A 17,965-nucleotide genomic window follows, 5' to 3' on the forward strand; every position below is an offset into this window, starting at 1 on the left:
TTAAATTCTTTGGTATATTTTTTACGTTTTGCCATTTCTGTTCTCCAGTTAAGCTTATTATGTCTTAACTGGGGTAGTCGAATCCATTAAACCACGTCAAATACTGGGAGTTTGTTGTAGGAAACCTTAATAATCCTAAAGGTATTTGGAAGTTTGCAATAGATTCACAATTAGAAGAATATGAAAGAGTATTAGTTTACATTGTCGCTTTTCATGGAAATAAAGATAGTTTAGATGAAGAATACGTAGAAGATATTGCTGTAAAGTACTTCAAGGGTTCCCAGTTCCATATAACAGACAAAACGTTTGAATGTGCAATTAAAATGCTATCCGGCTCTTTTTTAAATAGGACTGTTTATAGAGATAATAGTGTTGAATTAACTTTATTTAATCCTTCTATTGCTGATTATTTATTTAGCAATTTTAGAAGAGAAAAAGATATTTTTACAAAAATAATTTATTTATCAAAATCCACCATATCCTTGGAGTCCCTACGTAAAATAAAATATTCCTCTTTAATTTCAGATAAATTATATAACTCAATTCTCAAAGAGATTATCAATAAAATTTCTCTCGACCAAGAATACCAACAAAATAAACACTTTTCTATTAAAGCGCTAGGAGAATATTGCTCACGAAACCCTGTAGACACAGCCCCTCCGTCATTAATTAATCTGTTTATAAATGATATATATATAAACAACATTGATATGACTGCTCTGAACGACTCTATTTATTTATTGAGGTTTCTTGTCAGCGAATGTTTAGATAAATTCGATTCTTTTGTTTGGGATAAGTTCTTTTCCATTATATTTTCAAAATTTTTAAATCATGATGAATTACTCACTATTGCAGAGTTTATTTCTGAGATCGAATTTTCAACGGAGATCAATACGACATCAATAAAACAATTCTTTGAAAAAGCGGTGATTGAATACTGGTCAGAAGAAATACATGACGATGTAAATGATAATATAGAAGACTGTAGCTTCGAGTCCTTAAAGGATGAAGTCAACAAGCATATCAAATCAGTATTGTCAGAATATAATCTTGAATTAGAAGAATTAAATGAGCAATTGTTAGGCTGTGTTGATTTAGATGATATATACACCAGTATGGTAGATAGGTACTCAGGGATAGAACATGACTTTAGCAGTGATAGTGAGAAGGATTCTCATCACTCTCTAGATGAAATTGACGACCTTTTTGAGAGACCAAATTTATAAATAAAAGGCGAGCTATTAAGCTCGCCTTTCACTATTTTTACTTTCAAACTTTATTAAAGTTTCAAACTTGTTTCTATTGTTTCAAACTTAATTCGAAAGTGACAACAACTAGTTACTAGTCGATATAAGTCTCAACTGGAGGACATGAACAAATCAAGTTTCTGTCACCGTATACATCATCAATACGGTTAACCGTTGGCCAGAATTTATTCGCCGCCGCTGCCGGTACTGGGAATACTGCTTCAGCAACCGTGTAACCACGATCCCACGTATCAGTAATATCTGCTAACGTATGTGGTGCATTGTGTAGTGGGTTGTTTTCTAGTGTCCACTCACCTGATACCACTTTACGTACTTCATCACGAATACAAACCATGGCTTCGATGAAACGGTCAAGCTCAACTTTAGACTCTGATTCCGTTGGTTCAATCATGAACGTGCCCGCTACTGGGAACGACATGGTTGGTGCATGGAAACCGTAATCAATTAAACGTTTAGCGATATCCACTTCAGTAATACCTGATTCCGCTTTAATTGGGCGTAAATCAATAATACATTCGTGCGCTACACGACCATTTTTACCTGTGTATAACAGTGGGTAATGTTGGCCTAGTTTAGTTGCTAAGTAGTTGGCGTTAGTGATCGCGTATTTAGTTGCATCAGTAACACCTTGCTTACCTAACATGGCGCAATAGAGATAAGAGATACATAAAATACCGGCACTACCGTATGGCGCTGCTGATACTGCACCGTTACCTGCTGTTGCTTCATCTACGTTAATTAACGCGTGATCAGGTAAGAATGGTGCTAAATGCGCTTTAACGCCGATAGGACCCATACCTGGCCCACCGCCGCCATGTGGAATAGCGAACGTTTTGTGCAAGTTAAGGTGAGAAACATCAGCGCCAATAAAACCTGGTGAGGTTAAACCAACTTGTGCGTTCATGTTCGCGCCATCAAGGTAAACCTGACCACCATGCTCATGGACTATGTTACAAATTTCAGCAATGGTCGTTTCATAAACACCATGCGTAGACGGGTATGTGATCATGATACAAGAAAGGTTATCTGCTAACTCTTCAGCTTTCGCTTTCAAGTCGGCCATGTCAACGTTACCTTCTTTATCACAAGCCACTACCACGACTTTCATACCAACCATCATCGCTGATGCTGGGTTTGTACCATGGGCAGACGCTGGGATTAAACAGATGTTACGATGCGAGTCACCACGGCTTTCGTGATATTTGTGAATAGCAATTAAACCGGCGTATTCACCTTGCGCACCTGAGTTAGGTTGCATCGACATTTTATCGTAACCTGTTAACTCAACTAACCAGTCGGCTAGTTCGTCAATCATTTTCTTGTAACCTTGCGCTTGGTTCATTGGCGCAAACGGATGCATGTTAGCAAATTCTGGCCATGATACTGGGATCATCTGCGCGGTTGCATTTAACTTCATCGTACAAGAGCCAAGCGATATCATTGAGTGGTTCAATGCTAAATCTTTGTTCTCAAGTTTTTTAATATAACGAAGCATTTCTGTTTCGCTGTGGTATGAGTTAAATACCGGGTGCGTTAATATAGCTGATTCACGTACTAATGACGCTGGAATTGATGAATGACCAGAAGTCACTATTTGCTCATCAAGTTCACTAACGTTTAAGCCGTGACCTTCGCCTAATAATATATCGAATAAACCAGCGATTTTGGCACGGGTAGTCGTTTCATCAAGTGAGATACTGATTTGACCGGCAACGTCAGTGCGAAAGTTAACGCCTGCGGCTAATGCGCGAGTTACGATATCTTCTTTGTTAAACTCACCGTCAGATAAGTTAAACGTTAACGTGTCGAAGTAATTTGCATGAACAGCAGTTAAGCCTTTAGCCGCTGTACCTAAAGATAAAATGTCGGCAAAACGGTGAATACGGTTAGCAATAGTTTTTAAGCCTTGAGGACCGTGATAAACCGCGTAGAACGCTGCCATGTTGGCAAGTAATACTTGTGCAGTACAAATGTTTGAGTTAGCTTTTTCACGACGGATATGTTGCTCACGCGTTTGCATCGCCATACGTAATGCGTTGTTACCGCGTGTATCTTTTGATACACCAATAATACGACCTGGTAATGAACGTTTGTATTTATCTGAGGTAGTAAAGAAAGCGGCATGTGGACCGCCGTAACCCATTGGTACACCAAAACGTTGGCTTGAACCAATGACCGCATCAGCACCTAATTCACCTGGCGCTTTCAGTAATACTAAGCTCATGATATCGGCAGCTACGGCAACAATACCTTTGCGTTCTTGTACTTTGGCGATTAACGCTGAAATATCACGTACTTCACCTGAAGCGCTTGGGTATTGTAATAAGGCACCAAATACGTCGTGGTTTACTACGTCGTCTGCTGGCGCAACAATGATGTCAAAGTCAAACATTTCAGCACGTTGCTTAACCAAATCAATAGTTTGCGGGTAAACATCGGCTGAAATAAAGAATAAGTTAGATTTTTTGTTTTTAGAAACACGTTTGGCTAATGCCATGGCTTCTGCTGCTGCTGTGCCTTCATCTAATAATGACGCGGAAGCAAGGTCTAAACCGGTAAGGTCTAAACACATTTGTTGGTAGTTTAATAAGGATTCTAAACGACCTTGGGCAATTTCTGGTTGGTATGGCGTGTATGCCGTATACCAGCCTGGATTTTCTAACACGTTACGCAAAATAACGTTTGGCGTTAAGGTACCGTAGTAACCTAGGCCGATATATGTATCGTTCACTTTATTTAAGCTAGCAACGGCTTTTAAATCAGCCAAGGCTTGAACTTCTGTTTTACTTTCTTGAATATTTGGTAAATCGGCTAAACGAATATCACTTGGTACTATTTCATCGATAAGAGCATCAACCGACTCTGCACCAATGTCTTTCAACATAGCTTGAGTTTGCGATTGACTAGGCCCAATATGGCGACGGATAAAGTCTTGAGTTTGTTCTAACTCAGTTAATGAGTTAACAATTACTTTGGAAGTCATAACAGTTTCACTTAAATAAATTACGTAAATGTAGATAATACTGGTTTCATTAACGATAAGATCATTTCTACAAGTAGAGTAGATAACTGCATTAATGAAACTGGTATAAAAAGAAAGCCTCATATTCTTAAAGAAGAAAGAGGCTCAATATTAGGTAGCCATTATAGCTAAGATAATCAATCTTTAGACAAAGCCGACTAAAGCTGATTAACAACGCTAAAAAATATTTTCGTAAACAGTCGGCTTTTAGGCAGGCGGTGAAATTACGAGTCTACTGAGCTTAGTGTACTGAGCTTAGTGTACTAAGTGATGTAGGCGAGTAATAAAAGCAACGTAGCATAAACGTCGAATGTGACCGAAAACTAATCTTCGTCGATAGAGTTCGCGTAACCTTCTGCATCAAGTAAGTTGTCTAACTCACTGGCATCATCAAGTTTCACTTTGAATAACCAACCTTCACCGAACGCGTCAGAGTTAACTAGCTCTGGCGAATCTTCTAGCTCTTCGTTGATTTCAACAACGGTACCAGACACAGGTGCGTAAATATCTGACGCTGCTTTAACAGATTCAGCTACAGCAACATCATCGCCGGTGCTAATTGAATCATCAACATCTGGTAATTCAACAAATACCATGTCACCTAAAAGACCTTGCGCGTGTTCGGTAATGCCAACAGTAACAATACCGTCGCTCTCAACGCGAACCCACTCATGAGAAGTTGCATATTTTAATTCTGAAGGGATGTTGCTCATTTTAATTTTTCCTATGTAAATTTTTAATGTATGTAAATTTTTATAGCACAAAAACGACTAGATAATACGATATATACTGTTTAACTCATCCTAAATAATGGTAATCGCAGTGAAGCCGTGAAATTGCCAAACGCTATATCAATGCCGACAACAAAACTGCGGTTACTAGTATAACGGATGAATTAGAAAACTTTTTTACCGTTACGTACAAAGCTAGGCTTAGTTACGGTAACTTTTACTAATTTCTTACGCATCTCTACTTCTACAACGTCACCTTCTTTTACGCTACGAGGAACGCGTGCTAAAGCAACACTGTGACCTAATGTTGGTGAGAAAGTACCCGAGGTAATTTCACCATGACCAAATTCAGTAACAACGACTTGATGTCCACGTAAAATACCTTTTTCTTCAAGTACCAGGCCAACAAGCTTAAGTTGGTCGCCCGCTGCTTTTTGCGCAGTAAGTACGTCTCGACCAATAAAGTCACGTTCAGTAGGTTCCCAAGCAATAGTCCACGCCATATTAGCCGCAAGAGGTGAAATACTTTCGTCCATGTCTAAACCATATAGGTTCATACCTGCTTCTAAGCGTAAGGTATCGCGTGAGCCTAAACCACAAGGCACTACGCCTAGGTCTACTAGTTTTTGCCAAAAATCTTCTGCAGCAGCTTCAGGGACAATAATTTCGTATCCCTCTTCACCAGTGTAGCCAGTAGTAGCGATAAATAAATCACCAACTTGCATACCAAAAAATGGCTTCATACCTTCTACAGCAGCTATTTGCTCAGCCGTTAATAGTTTTGCTACTTGCGCTTTTGCTTCAGGACCTTGTACCGCAATAATACCAAATTCAGGGCGTTCGGTAATAGTTAGGTCAAAACCTGTAGATTGCTTAGCCATCCAAGCAAGGTCTTTTTCGCGTGTTGCCGAGTTAACGACTAAGCGGTAATCGGTATCACTGAAGAAATAAATAATTAAATCATCAATTACGCCACCTTCTTCATTTAACATCCCCGTGTAAAGTGCTTTACCTGGTTGTGTTAATTTGGCGACATCGTTAGCCACTAGGCGACGTAAAAATGCTTTTGCATCAACGCCTTGAATGTCAACAATGGTCATGTGTGAAACATCAAACATACCAGCACTTTGTCTAACAGCGTGGTGCTCTTCAATTTGAGAGCCATAGTTAATCGGCATGTCCCAGCCATAAAAATCAACCATTTTTGCGCCTGCAGCTAAATGCTTTGCATGTAATATTGTTTTATTAGTCACTTATTCCACCTAAGAATTGTCAGAGTTGTCCGATTATAGCCCTCGCCAGTTGTTGATTCAACAGCAATACAAACATTATAAAAATATAAAACCGTCTTTTATAGAATAACTGAATTATATCCCTAAAACAGTAGTGTTTTTTAAAATGTAGAATGAGTAAACAATGTCTTTACAGACCAAAAATAAAACGAGAGAAAACGAGCTAACTTATTGATAAAATTAACTAAGAAATGCCATCATGAATTAATAGCTAAACAAGTGAGTGGTCGTTATAGAGATAAGCGAGGGTTAATTGCTTATCTCTATTAGTTAGTCGCTAATTACAGCGAGTCTTTTTGGTAGGCGAGTTCAGGAAGGTCAGCTTTAATACCAAGTGCTTGCGCAATTAAACGGTTTTTAATTGGTGAAAAGTGATTAATCATATTCATACCAACACCGCGCAATAATTGAATAGGAGCTGGTTGCACAGCAAAAGCTTGTTTGATACCTGCCATGGCGGCAATCATTTCAGTGGCTTCACTTTTACGCCAGCGTGAAAAGGCTTTAAGGTCTGACTGATTGACAAAATCCGCCTTATCATCATGTAACTTCGCCGTTAAGGTTTGCGCTAACGCTGCGGCATCAAGTAAACCTAAATTAACGCCCTGACCGGCAAGTGGGTGAATAGTATGCGCCGCATCGCCAATAATCACTACGCGGTCTTTAACAAAGTCTTGTGCTAAGCGCATGGTTAGCGGGTAGGTAAAGCGTTCGCTTTTAAGGCTTATATCCCCTAACTTTCCATCGCTGGCCGCGGTTAATGCTTTGGCAAACTCACTAGTTTCAAGGTTTATTAGGCGTTTGGCATCATCAGGTGAGGTTGAATAAACAATAGAGCATAGGTCATTGTTATTATCATCCTTACTGGCATTTTTATTGTGTAAGTCTTTGCTATACAGTGGTAAGAACGCTAACGGTCCGGTTGGTAAAAACACTTGCCATGCGGTATTTTTATGACCTTGTGGGCATGCTACCGTAGCAACAATAGCGTGATGATCATAATCTTTAAAGATCATGGCAATATCCATTTGCTGACGTACCCATGAGTTGGCACCATCAGCACCGACCACAAGTTTAGCAATAATAGGAGGCGTTACTTGACCGGCACTTTCTTGTGATGAGCTGTTATGAGCAAAAGTAGCAAACACTTCGCTATCACCATGACTAATACTAGCTAACTTATTGTCCGTAAAAAAATGAATGCCTTCATCAAGCTCAGCTTGCTGCCACAAGGCATGGCGGATCACTTTATTTTCGATGATCCAACCTAAGTTATCTTCATGAGGAAAAATTGCACTGTCTTGAGCAGAAAAATCAAGCTTACCAAGTCCTGATTTATCCCAAACATGCATGTGTTGATAGTTTTGTACGCGGCTATTTTTCAGGGTTGACCAAACGCCTAGGTTATCAAAAATATTTTTGCTAGCCACATTAATAGCGCTCACTCTAGCGTCGATGCTGTCATCTAACGCGGTTACTATATTTGTATCTACTATGGCTATCTTAAGCTGGCTTTTTTTACGCAACGCTAACGCTAGTGTTAAACCAACCATGCCTGCACCAACAATTAACACATCAAATTTTTGCATCTTATCTCTTCTTAAAATCAAATAATGCTAAGTGGATCCCTGACTAACTGATCATGGAAATAGCCATGGGGATGACAGTAATACGGGTGAAAATTTATTAGCCGTCATGCTCTAAGTTAAAAATACTACACTTGCAGCCGTCATCGTCGAAGTATCTGATCGAGGATGCAGTTTTTTATCTATTTATTATATTAATCTGGCTAAGCTAATAACCCATTGTTTTCTTAACTAAGCTGTTTTTAAGTGGCGCAATAATATTAAGCGCTTGTAAGCCAATATTTCGACCAATAACTAACGGCGGTAATTCATTAGCAAATAAAGTCACGAGTGAATCAGTAAGCTCTATCACGTGCTGCTGATCTTTAGCTCTATTGTTTTGGTAATTATATAACAAAGAAAAGTGACCAATATCTTGCCCAGCGGCTAAGGCTTTAGCGATTAAATCAGCCATTACCGCCACATCACGCAAGCCTAAATTAAAACCTTGCCCGGCAATAGGATGAATGGTGTGTGAGGCATTGCCAAGCAACGCCATACGATGATAGGTTTGTTGCTGTGCCTGTAATAATACTAAGGGATAACTATAGCGCTTACCGACATGGGTTATTTCACCAAGGTAGCTGCCAAAAGCGCGCTCTAATTCAACGGCAAATTCAGCATCGTTTAGTTGATTAATTTCTTCGGCTTGCGCTGGTGTCATTGTCCATACTAGTGAGCAACGTGATACGCCAATAGCACCTTTATCCGCTTGTTTAAGCGATCGTAACGGTAGCATGGCAATAGGGCCAAACTCGGTAAAGCGCTCAAAAGCTCTATGCTGGTGTGCTTTACTGGTTGATACATTAGCAATTAAAGCAACCTGTTGATAATCATCACAACTGACCTCAATATTAGCAAGCTCTCTCACGGGTGACTGCACACCATCACAGGCTAGCAGTAAGTTAGCAGATAAGGTTTTACCTGAGCTAAGACTAACCTTTACTTGCTCTGCTAAAGCTTTACTCGTTTCACTATGACTTTGTTGCGGTGATTGTTCTTGCCAAATAATATCTATGATAGAGTCGGGACTAAACCAGTGGACATTCTTACTGGCAGCTTGGCTATGCGCGAGTGTTTTTAATTGCGCTTTACCAATAAGTGCCATATCAACAACATACCCTAGGGCATTCACCTTATGTTCCTTCGCTGTTAATCTTGCTTTAGCGAAGTGTCCGCGATCAGAAATATCAATCGTGGTAATGGCACAAGCATCGTCTTTCAAATATTGCCAAACGCCCTGCTTTTCTAGATATTTAGCACTACCATGAGAAAGCGCTAATACCCGCGCATCAAAGAGGCTAGTGTCTTGTGGGCTGTTTTTGTTACTGCCCGTGTTTGCTTGCGTAAAAGCTTGTGCTTCAACAATGGCAATAGTTAGCAAACTACCATCAGCTTTAGTGAGCTTACTTAGGCTTAACGCCATTAAGCTACCCGATAAGCCGCCGCCTGAGATAATAACATCAAAATGTTGATTACTGTTTTCCATAGCGTTCATCTTATTATTTTATCAAGAGCCTGTTGCACTCACTTTATGCTTTTGCCGTGAGCATTAAGGCTTCAATATCGGCAATAGTTTCTGGCGAGTTAACGGTTAAATTTTCAAAACCTGTTGCAGTTACGGCAATATTATCTTCAATACGTATACCAATACCGCGCCATTTCTCTGCCACACTACTATCAGACAGAGGAATGTAAAGACCCGGCTCAATAGTCATCACCATGCCAGGTTCAAACGCTCGGCGCTGCTCTCTATCAGTATTAATATGATAATCACCGACATCATGCACATCTAACCCTAACCAATGCCCAAGACCGTGAATAAAATAGTCTTTTATCTTTTTATCTTGAATTAGCTGAGTTACCTCGCCTTGAAGTATGCCTAAACCGACTAAGCCTTCTGTTAAAAAAGCATTAGTGAGTTCATTTAATTTAGCAAAACACATACCTGGTTTTATCGCATTAATAGCAAGTTTTTTGGCATCTAGTACTAGTTGATAAAGCGCTTTTTGCTCGGCAGTAAAACGCCCATTTACCGGAAAAGTACGTGTAATATCAGCAGCATAACCAGCGAGTTCGGCTCCTGCATCAATCAGCAATAATTGGTTATTTTTTAACGTATCGCTATTAGCCGTATAATGCAAAATATTAGCGTTATCACCACCAGCAACAATACAAGCATACGCAGGGTGCCTAGCGCCATTACGTGCAAATTCATGAAGAAGATCAGCTTCAACATGATATTCAAATTTACCTACATGACATTGTTGCATGGCGCGTTGATGTGCTAAACCAGAGATATAGTTAGCTTGGCGTATTAACGCTAGCTCATTGTCTGTTTTAATTAAACGTAGCTCGGCAACCAATGGGTCTGAATCAATTAAATGTTGTGGAGCTTTAATCCCTTGACGTACGCTACTTTGTACTTGCTTTAACCAAGTAAAAACTTGTGCGGCAAAGTCATGATCACTAAAGCCAAATAGTACTTGGTCTTTATTATTAAGATAACTTGGCAGTAAGGTGGTTATGTCAGCAACGCTAAAGCTAGCATCAACGCCATATTCTTGCACGGCTTTAACTTGCCCTATCCGTCGCCCTTGCCAAATCTCGTGCAATGGATCTTTGGGCAATGAAAATAAAATAGACTCGCTATTACCTTGTTCATTTTTAAGTAACACTAATAACGCATCTGGCTCGTTGAAACCCGTTAGATAATAGAAGTTTTTATGTTGACAAAAAGCATATTCAGTATCGTTACTGCGGGTTAATTCTTTGGCCGCTGGAAACAGTGCAATACTGTTATTTGGCATTTTAGCCACCAAAGCGTTGCGATGTTTACCAAAATCACTTAACGGTAATTGACTTATAGTGGCTTGATTAGCAGGTACTTCATTTAACGATGATGCTTTTAAAGGTGTTTTGTTTAAAGGTATAGTGCTCATGAAATAATTGATACCTATTGGTTTTAATGATGACTTTACTTTAACTAACGTTAATTCAGTTTATTCACGAGCAGTAATCCCCCGAATAATAGTGCGAATTCTCTTAGCTGAAACCTTACCTAAAATATTAGTGTATTACCTTTTTCTCTACCTCATTACTTCCACTGTTAGGCGGTGTTGCAAGTTCACTAAAGCACAATAGAGCAGAAATACGAACATATTCACTAATTTCAAAATACGCTTGCTCAGTATCTTCATCTTCTTCCATTTCGTCAGACAAGTTAGCAATTTCACCAAAATCGGTCAGTACTTCTTTAATTTCATCAGAAACAACGGGGTTATCTTTATGTTGTAAACCAAAACCGAGATTAAAACCTTGTACCCACATACTTAAACCATGACCTCGTTCCGCAATAGTGTCATCGTCATCAGGTAATAACATACTGAAGCTATAATTATCATCAAGTATATTGGTCCATAATTGATGATACATTTGCTTAAGTGCTTTTTTCACCGCACTTGGAAAGCCATCACCTTCATTAAATAAATCGTGCAGCATAACGACATAGCCTTGATTTTCAAATTCAAAACCTGCACAAACTAAGCCTGTTAATACACCATGAAGTTCACTGGCATGACATTCGACACTTTCGCTGGTTAAAATAGCTTGCATAGTAGCAAAGTCGATTAGGTTATGTTCGGCGGTTTGATTTGAGGTTGATTCAGTCATGGGCTGCTTTCTATCTTTACTTTGAATTATGGGGGCTTATGGTATCACTGCCGAAAATAACAAAAAAGTAAAATTACAGAAAATGCCCATAAACTGCGCTATTTACTTGCATAGGCGGCTAAGCATCGTTATCATTAAAGTAATAGGTTATTATATTTTTATCACCTATATTATTAATAATACTTGGAATTTGGTGCAAATGTCGCAACGAACCGTAGAAATCAACATTGTTGATCGCAAGCTAAAAGTTGCTTGCCCCATAGGGCAAGAAACTGCCTTATTATCTGCGGCGCAGGAACTGAGCGACCGTTTAACTAAGGCAGGTGCGCGTAAAGTCATTAGTACGCCTGAACAAACCTTATTAATGACTGCGTTAAACTTGGCTAATGATTTATTGAAAACTCAACAACAATTAAAAGTCGAGCAACAAGGGAATCAACAAAAAATCACTTTGTTACAATCCACTATTGAACAAGCCCTTTCAGAGACAAAAAAAAAAATAGCGTAAGCTTAATTACTCCATATAGACACGCTAATGTTGTCAATAATACTATCGATAATATTTTCTAAACATCTCTTTAGATCCTTCCTGATGAAATTAGCGAACTAAAGCACACTAATTGACTTAGTTTTTCGTGTGCAAAAAAAACTATATAACGTTTAAAATCAAAACATAACGTGCAAATATCCATCACTTAGTAAATTTTTTTCAAAAAAAGCTTAATTGCTGAGAATTTTTAGTTATACTGATTTTGTCTTCTGGGATGTTTGTATGTGAACTGTGTCCCTGAGCCGATAAGTTTTACCTTAGGAAGTTGATTGTTAACTTTTGAGCATGCCCGGCTCGTATCGGGAAGCCTACGGTTGGTATGATATTTCCGCCCTGAACACACGGTGTTCAGGACTCTGTGAGCTGCGGCATCTTGGAAGACATTCTTAATTATCCCCTACTGCAAATACCACTCATATTTACGCACCTCTCTAAGTAAGCACACGATATTCAAAACACAGTGAGCTGCGGCATCTTGGAAGACATTCTTAACTATCCCCTACTGCAAATACCACTCATATTTACGCACATCTGTGTCTTAACGTAAGCAAAACATTAATTATTTACTTAACTAACCGCTCGAACGCGCTTTATTTGATTTTCTACATCGGCTAAATTGCCTATTTTAAGCCACACTTTAGCTCCCTCATCTTGTGCTGTTAGTGCTAGGGTGTCGCCTAACGGCAAACGCATCCAACTATGCTTTTGTAATAACTCGCCTTGTGTTTGTAACGATCCTTCTAGCACCAATACTTCTGCTCCTTCTGGTACAGTGAAACTAAGCTTGGCGTGAGCGGAAAAATCAACAATAGTGACTTTTTCATGACTATCTTGATGTAATAACCTGCTAGAGACACCTGCATATTGAGTAGGCATAGCGGGTACTTTATTTATTTTTAAGCTTACATGGGTGCGATCTTCAGGTTGAAACTGCCAAAGCTTTACAAAAATGGTACAGCCTTGCTTAGCGCCTGGAGTATGACTAGATTGCGGAGGGTTTCTTACATACGAGCCTGCAGGATAATCACCGTGTTCATCTTGAAATACGCCATCAAGAACAATAAACTCTTCGCCGCCCGTATGAACATGAGATGAAAAATGACTACCTTGTGCATATCGAACGATGCTTGTTGCGCGTGCAACTTCGCCACCGACTCGATCTAATGCTCTTCTTTCAACACCGGGCATGGGTGATGCTATCCAATCCATTAAGGCACTATGCACAATAACTCGTTGACTAAAATCTGCTAAAATTTCCATGATTAAATCCTATTACCTATGAATACATAATATAGGCCTGCTAAATCGTCTAGAGAGCGACAAAAGTGTAACAGGCTCTATCATTTTACTTAACCTTATCTCGGTTTAAGTAATAACTTAAGCCGTTGGTTATTGTAAGCTTGGGCGTGCAGCAACTTTTTCACGCCAGGCAATTAGCTCGGTGTATTCGTTGGGTATAGATACGTTAGCAAAATCAGCAAAACCAAGCCCAGCAAATAAGGTGATATCTGCTACTGAAAATGCATCGCCTGCTAAATAGGTATTCGTGGTTAAAATATCATTAAAGTATTTAAAACCTGCCTGTGCTTTTTCACCTTGTTTTATACCCCATTCTTTATTTTGATAAGTTTCAAGCTCAGCACCTAAACCTACCGTTGCATGATGAAAATAAGTGGCAACAGCATCAAGTACCATTGATTCAGCCCTGCGCTGCATCATACTAATAACGGCACGCTCTTTTGCAGAGGTTCCTGTCAATGAAATCCCCTCAAACGCGTGATCGATATATTCAATAATTGCAGAGCATTCCGCGATATAAGTTCCGTCGTCTAACTCCAAAACGGGCACGCTAGCCGCAGGGTTTTTAGCCACAAAGGCATCACTTCTATGTTCTCCCTTCATCACATCAACGGCGACAAAGCTAACACTGTCCATGGCATTTTTTTCAGCTAAAGCCATACGTACACGCAACGGATTAGGAAAACCTTCTACATCATAAATTTTCATTTTATCTCCAATTATTATTTATCTACGGTCATTTTTTATGATTATTTACCTAATATATTGTAAAAAACCACAAACTACCTACTGATAGGTAGCTTGATAGCATTTAGTCTTATTGTCAATATTTAGCTATAAAAAAATATTGCCTTCAGCTTGTTATCACTTTAAAATCTACCTACTGATAGGTACTAAGTTAACTAAAGTAATAATGACAGAATTAACGAAGAATAAACCGATAATTATTGTTGGTGGCGGTTTAGCGGGCTTATATACAGCACTTCAATTAGAGCAGCTAGCTATTCCCTATAGGCTTTTTGAGGCAAAAGATAAATTGGGTGGTCGTATTTACAGCGAGCCCCCCAGTGACGCCTCACTATGTCATGATCTGGGGCCAACGTGGATTTTCCCACATCACCATTTAATGCAAACTTTAGTCGCGCAGTTAGGCGAGCGTTTATTTCAGCAATATATTGCTGGTGCTATGATTTATCAGACAAATATAAATACCAAGCCGCAAATTATCGAACAGGGACAAGGGCCGTTATTACATCGTGTGGAAGGGGGCTTATATCAACTTATTTTGTCGTTACAAGCTAAGTTATCCCCAAGTAATTACCAACTTAATTGCCAAGTAGACAGCTTAAAAAAGCGAGGTGATAACTGGCAGGTCGTTGTTAAAAATAACAAGGATGCTTCAATAGCGGTACACGAAACCGAGCATTTAATATTAGCGCTACCACCCAGAATGATTCACCAATATTTAACCCCTCAAAACTGGGCGAGTGAAGCGTTAAACACAGTATTAGCCTCTGTACCCACTTGGATGGCAAGCCAAGCAAAATTTGTGGCTACCTACCATAAACCTTTCTGGCGAGAACAAGGTTTAGCTGGTCAAGCATTTAGTCGCTGTGGACCTATGATAGAAATTCATGATGCCTCAGCAAAAGAGCAACAGGGTTTTGCATTATTTGGCTTTATTGGGCTTTCCTCTCAAGCAATAAAAGACTTATCAGTTGAACAGGTTAAAGCGTTATGTATTAAACAATTAAGCTTATTGTTTGGTAAGCAAGCAGAGAATTATCATTGCTGCTATTTAAAAAGTTGGGGCAATGATACTTATGTGGCAACAGCTAACGATATAATAGAGCCACCAGCACATCCTTTTTTCGATATAAAAAGTTTCTTACCGGAACTCTCATCATTAAAGTTATATTTAGCTGGAAGTGAGTTTGCACAAGAAGATGCCGGTTACCTTGAAGGAGCGCTGCAAGCAGCTGATAGCGCTATTAGGTTACTAAAAAAGAATGTAATGACATAACGCTTATAGTAAACCAAGCACTTTACTCAGTGTGATTAACTATTTGAATAAAATAACATAGTCATCGATAATAGAAAAAATTATTTAGCAACTCATTCCTCCTTCAAATAATCCTTATTTATCAATAAAAATTATGAATAAAAAATCTCAAATACTCAAATTAGCTGAGCAAAAAGTAAGAACTGGTGGCTATGATAATTTTAGCTTTAGAGAGCTTGCCGACGAAATCGGTATTAAAAGCTCTAGTGTTCATTATTATTTTCGTACCAAGGCTGATTTGGCGGCACAATTAGCGCACGAGTATACCGATGTGTTTTTAGCGTCATTACAAAATGAAAAAGAAAAGCAACCAAATAACAGCGCTATTGCTCTGTACATTACCGCTTTTAAAACAGCCTTAGAAAAAGATAACCAAATGTGTTTATGTGGCTTATTAGGTGCACAGTCTGATGCCCTACCAGAAAAAGTTAACGTAGAAATAAAACGTTTTTTTGAATTAAATATACAATGGCTACAGCAAACGTATATTGAAGAACAATCAATGCCGGTAGCAAGTGCCAAGGTTAAAGCAATGCAATTATTAGCTTCACTAGAAGGTATGATGATTTTAGCTAAGGTATTAAATGATAAAACGGCTTTTGATACACTTAATCATTATCTTTAAAAGCACTAGAGGTAAACGACGCTAGGTAAGTATCAGCTCATAAACAAGACTGTCTTCAACATACTAGCCAATAAATAACTCAATATTGTTTAAGTTATTTATTGGCTATCGTTAATCACTTGTTCAATGGGCTGTTTATAATAGGTGGCGATGAGTAATAATCGCTGTAACTCTTTATTAATAGGTTGAATTTGCTTACGACATATTTTGCTAACCGCCTTAATAGTTACCCAGTAATTAGCTGCAGTGATCGCTTGTTGTTTACTTTCTATTTCTATTAAAGCAAATAAAGCACTCAGCTCATGTGTCGCTAGCGGTAATACGTTTTGATTAGTCGATAAATACACTTCAACCGGTGTTAGCCCTTGAGCATCACGCTGGCATAACGCCTTACACAATGTTTCATTACGTTCAAATAACATCATTGAACGTAAATAATTAAACGCAGGTACTACCGGAGTTACCCCTAATTGCTCACCCGCTAATAAATAATGCAGCACGTTTCTTTGCTGTTGATTGGTTTTATTAAAATTCCCTTTCAACTGTAAAGCGGGGGTAAAAAAACTAAGTATATCAATGTCTTTAAAACGCGCAATAAGGGCAAGCGGTAAGCCTTTTTTCTCTATCAGTTTGGTCGCTATTTGTTGATAAAAACCAAATTTAATTAAACTTTTTTGACCTTGAAGATAAATAAAGGCTAACTGTGAGATATTCTCAAGCTCGCTTGAACTAAGGTAATGTTCGGTCAAGCCAGAAAAATCATTTTTCGTTAACAAATCGATCAGTATTTGTATATGTTGCTTCATTTTTTTCCTTATTTTTGTTTACTTATATCCAGTTAAAACCATACAATTTAGCTTATTGCTTATAACTAAGAAAGATCCCACGCTATTAACATCCTCAGTCAACATAAAAACTCACAGGCTATTGGCGTATTTGACTCAGGTGTCGGTGGTCTTTCTATTGCCAAGTGTATAGCCCAGCAATTACCTCATGAAAGTATCATTTATATCGCCGATAGTCTCTATGCGCCTTATGGTGAAAAGTCAGTCGACTTTATTGTTGAACGCGTAAACATCATGGCACAGCAGCTTATTGCCAAAGGCGTTAAAGCTATCGTAATTGCCTGTAATACAGCAACAGTTAATGCTATTGAACAGCTTAGATTACAAGTGAACATTCCTATTATTGGTGTTGAGCCTGCCATAAAACCAGCGGCAAAACTAAGTATTAGTAAAAAAATAGCCATATTAACAACACAGGCGACCAGTGAAAACCATCGCTTTAAGGCTTTAATAGATTTACACCACAATGGCGCACAAGTGTTCATTCAGCCCTGCCCAGGATTAGTCGAGTTTATTGAGCAAGGACAACAACATAGTGTTGCCTGTAATAGCTTGTTAAAACGCTATATCGATCCCTTAATTGATAAAGGTATTGATACCTTAGTACTCGGCTGTACTCATTACCCTTTTGTTCAACAACAAATAAGCCTACTTGCCGGTCCGCAAGTAACTATTATTGAAACAGCGGCGCCAGTAACCTTGCAATTAAGTAAAATATTGTCTGAAAAAAAACTCAATGCTATGTCCTCACAACAAGGTCAGTATCAATTTTTTAGCTCACTTAAGAGTAAAGACCAAGAGCGTTTATTTACTGAGTTATGGCAAGCACCACTTACGTTACATACGTTAAACGGATAAGCCTTAATTGTTCACCTAATGAGTTCAGTTAATTTTTATCGGTAGTGTCGCTTCAAAAAACAAAAAATAACAGACGTTTAGCCGTCTAGGCGTAAAAAAGCTAGATAGTTGTTTTC

15 protein-coding genes and 1 other RNA gene are annotated in these 17,965 nt (G+C 38.7%); 6 read left to right on the plus strand and 10 right to left on the minus strand.

The features are described 5' to 3' along the window. Positions 1-323 precede the first annotated feature (323 nt). On the plus strand, positions 324-1,226 hold the full coding sequence (locus FCS21_RS14795; RefSeq protein ID WP_138624323.1) for a hypothetical protein: 903 nt from the start codon (positions 324-326) through the stop codon (positions 1,224-1,226). 115 nt (positions 1,227-1,341) lie between these two features. Here FCS21_RS14795 and gcvP read toward each other — a convergent pair whose 3' ends face one another. From gcvP to FCS21_RS14830, 7 genes are all read right to left on the minus strand, one after another. Further along, complete coding sequence (gene gcvP, locus FCS21_RS14800; protein WP_138624324.1) at positions 1,342-4,251, minus strand: aminomethyl-transferring glycine dehydrogenase; 2,910 nt, start codon at positions 4,249-4,251, stop codon at positions 1,342-1,344. Between the two features lie 362 nt (positions 4,252-4,613). Then, positions 4,614-5,003, minus strand: a complete 390-nt coding sequence (gene gcvH, locus FCS21_RS14805; protein WP_138624325.1) for a glycine cleavage system protein GcvH — start codon at positions 5,001-5,003, stop codon at positions 4,614-4,616. A gap of 182 nt (positions 5,004-5,185) precedes the next feature. Beyond that, complete coding sequence (gene gcvT / locus FCS21_RS14810; protein WP_138624326.1) at positions 5,186-6,274, minus strand: glycine cleavage system aminomethyltransferase GcvT; 1,089 nt, start codon at positions 6,272-6,274, stop codon at positions 5,186-5,188. A gap of 320 nt (positions 6,275-6,594) precedes the next feature. Beyond that, positions 6,595-7,902, minus strand: a complete 1,308-nt coding sequence (locus tag FCS21_RS14815) for a UbiH/UbiF/VisC/COQ6 family ubiquinone biosynthesis hydroxylase (protein WP_138624327.1) — start codon at positions 7,900-7,902, stop codon at positions 6,595-6,597. Positions 7,903-8,107: 205 nt separating this feature from the next. Then, a complete protein-coding gene (gene ubiH / locus FCS21_RS14820; protein ID WP_138624328.1) occupies positions 8,108-9,427 on the minus strand; it encodes a 2-octaprenyl-6-methoxyphenyl hydroxylase in 1,320 nt (439 codons plus the stop codon). 43 nt (positions 9,428-9,470) lie between these two features. After that, positions 9,471-10,805, minus strand: a complete 1,335-nt coding sequence (gene pepP, locus FCS21_RS14825; RefSeq protein ID WP_371287248.1) for a Xaa-Pro aminopeptidase — start codon at positions 10,803-10,805, stop codon at positions 9,471-9,473. A gap of 202 nt (positions 10,806-11,007) precedes the next feature. After that, the gene (locus FCS21_RS14830; RefSeq protein ID WP_138624330.1) at positions 11,008-11,610 is read right to left on the minus strand and encodes a UPF0149 family protein; all 603 of its coding nucleotides are present in this window, start codon (positions 11,608-11,610) and stop codon (positions 11,008-11,010) included. A 199-nt stretch (positions 11,611-11,809) separates the two neighbouring features. Between FCS21_RS14830 and FCS21_RS14835 the strand changes: the two genes are divergently transcribed. Together FCS21_RS14835 and ssrS are read left to right on the plus strand one after the other, a co-directional pair. Beyond that, entirely contained in the window at positions 11,810-12,118 is a 309-nt protein-coding gene (locus FCS21_RS14835; RefSeq protein ID WP_138624331.1) for a cell division protein ZapA, read from the plus strand. A gap of 245 nt (positions 12,119-12,363) precedes the next feature. Then, a non-coding RNA gene (gene ssrS / locus FCS21_RS14840) (6S RNA) lies at positions 12,364-12,544 on the plus strand. A 183-nt stretch (positions 12,545-12,727) separates the two neighbouring features. Here the strand turns inward: ssrS and FCS21_RS14845 are convergent. Further along, positions 12,728-13,420 (minus strand): cupin domain-containing protein, encoded by a 693-nt coding sequence (locus FCS21_RS14845; RefSeq protein WP_138624332.1) that lies wholly within the window; start codon positions 13,418-13,420, stop codon positions 12,728-12,730. 129 nt (positions 13,421-13,549) lie between these two features. Beyond that, complete coding sequence (locus FCS21_RS14850; RefSeq protein WP_138624333.1) at positions 13,550-14,167, minus strand: glutathione S-transferase family protein; 618 nt, start codon at positions 14,165-14,167, stop codon at positions 13,550-13,552. A 205-nt stretch (positions 14,168-14,372) separates the two neighbouring features. Between FCS21_RS14850 and FCS21_RS14855 the strand changes: the two genes are divergently transcribed. Next, positions 14,373-15,482, plus strand: coding sequence for a flavin monoamine oxidase family protein (locus FCS21_RS14855; RefSeq protein WP_138624334.1), 1,110 nt, complete (start codon positions 14,373-14,375; stop codon positions 15,480-15,482). 133 nt (positions 15,483-15,615) lie between these two features. Further along, positions 15,616-16,146, plus strand: a complete 531-nt coding sequence (locus FCS21_RS14860) for a TetR/AcrR family transcriptional regulator (RefSeq protein WP_138624335.1) — start codon at positions 15,616-15,618, stop codon at positions 16,144-16,146. A gap of 98 nt (positions 16,147-16,244) precedes the next feature. Here the strand turns inward: FCS21_RS14860 and FCS21_RS14865 are convergent, their stop codons facing one another. Then, the gene (locus FCS21_RS14865; protein ID WP_138624336.1) at positions 16,245-16,952 is read right to left on the minus strand and encodes a hypothetical protein; all 708 of its coding nucleotides are present in this window, start codon (positions 16,950-16,952) and stop codon (positions 16,245-16,247) included. Between the two features lie 120 nt (positions 16,953-17,072). On the opposite strand from FCS21_RS14865, the gene murI reads away from it, so the two are divergent. After that, entirely contained in the window at positions 17,073-17,849 is a 777-nt protein-coding gene (gene murI / locus FCS21_RS14870) for a glutamate racemase (RefSeq protein WP_138624337.1), read from the plus strand. Positions 17,850-17,965 lie beyond the last annotated feature (116 nt).

The organism is Colwellia ponticola, from assembly GCF_005885605.1.
Lineage (GTDB): Bacteria > Pseudomonadota > Gammaproteobacteria > Enterobacterales > Alteromonadaceae > Colwellia > Colwellia ponticola.

Bases quoted from the DNA above. Each gene is read 5' to 3' on its own strand.
- gcvP (WP_138624324.1), bottom strand. From the start codon at position 4,251: ATGACTTCCAAAGTAATTGTTAACTCATTAACTGAGTTAGAACAAACT.
- ubiH (WP_138624328.1), bottom strand. From the start codon at position 9,427: ATGGAAAACAGTAATCAACATTTTGATGTTATTATCTCAGGCGGCGGC.
- FCS21_RS14865 (WP_138624336.1), bottom strand. From the start codon at position 16,952: ATGAAGCAACATATACAAATACTGATCGATTTGTTAACGAAAAATGAT.
- FCS21_RS14835 (WP_138624331.1), top strand. From the start codon at position 11,810: ATGTCGCAACGAACCGTAGAAATCAACATTGTTGATCGCAAGCTAAAA.
- gcvH (WP_138624325.1), bottom strand. From the start codon at position 5,003: ATGAGCAACATCCCTTCAGAATTAAAATATGCAACTTCTCATGAGTGG.
- FCS21_RS14850 (WP_138624333.1), bottom strand. From the start codon at position 14,167: ATGAAAATTTATGATGTAGAAGGTTTTCCTAATCCGTTGCGTGTACGT.
- FCS21_RS14855 (WP_138624334.1), top strand. From the start codon at position 14,373: ATGACAGAATTAACGAAGAATAAACCGATAATTATTGTTGGTGGCGGT.
- FCS21_RS14860 (WP_138624335.1), top strand. From the start codon at position 15,616: ATGAATAAAAAATCTCAAATACTCAAATTAGCTGAGCAAAAAGTAAGA.
- FCS21_RS14830 (WP_138624330.1), bottom strand. From the start codon at position 11,610: ATGACTGAATCAACCTCAAATCAAACCGCCGAACATAACCTAATCGAC.
- FCS21_RS14795 (WP_138624323.1), top strand. From the start codon at position 324: ATGCTATCCGGCTCTTTTTTAAATAGGACTGTTTATAGAGATAATAGT.
- FCS21_RS14815 (WP_138624327.1), bottom strand. From the start codon at position 7,902: ATGCAAAAATTTGATGTGTTAATTGTTGGTGCAGGCATGGTTGGTTTA.
- FCS21_RS14845 (WP_138624332.1), bottom strand. From the start codon at position 13,420: ATGGAAATTTTAGCAGATTTTAGTCAACGAGTTATTGTGCATAGTGCC.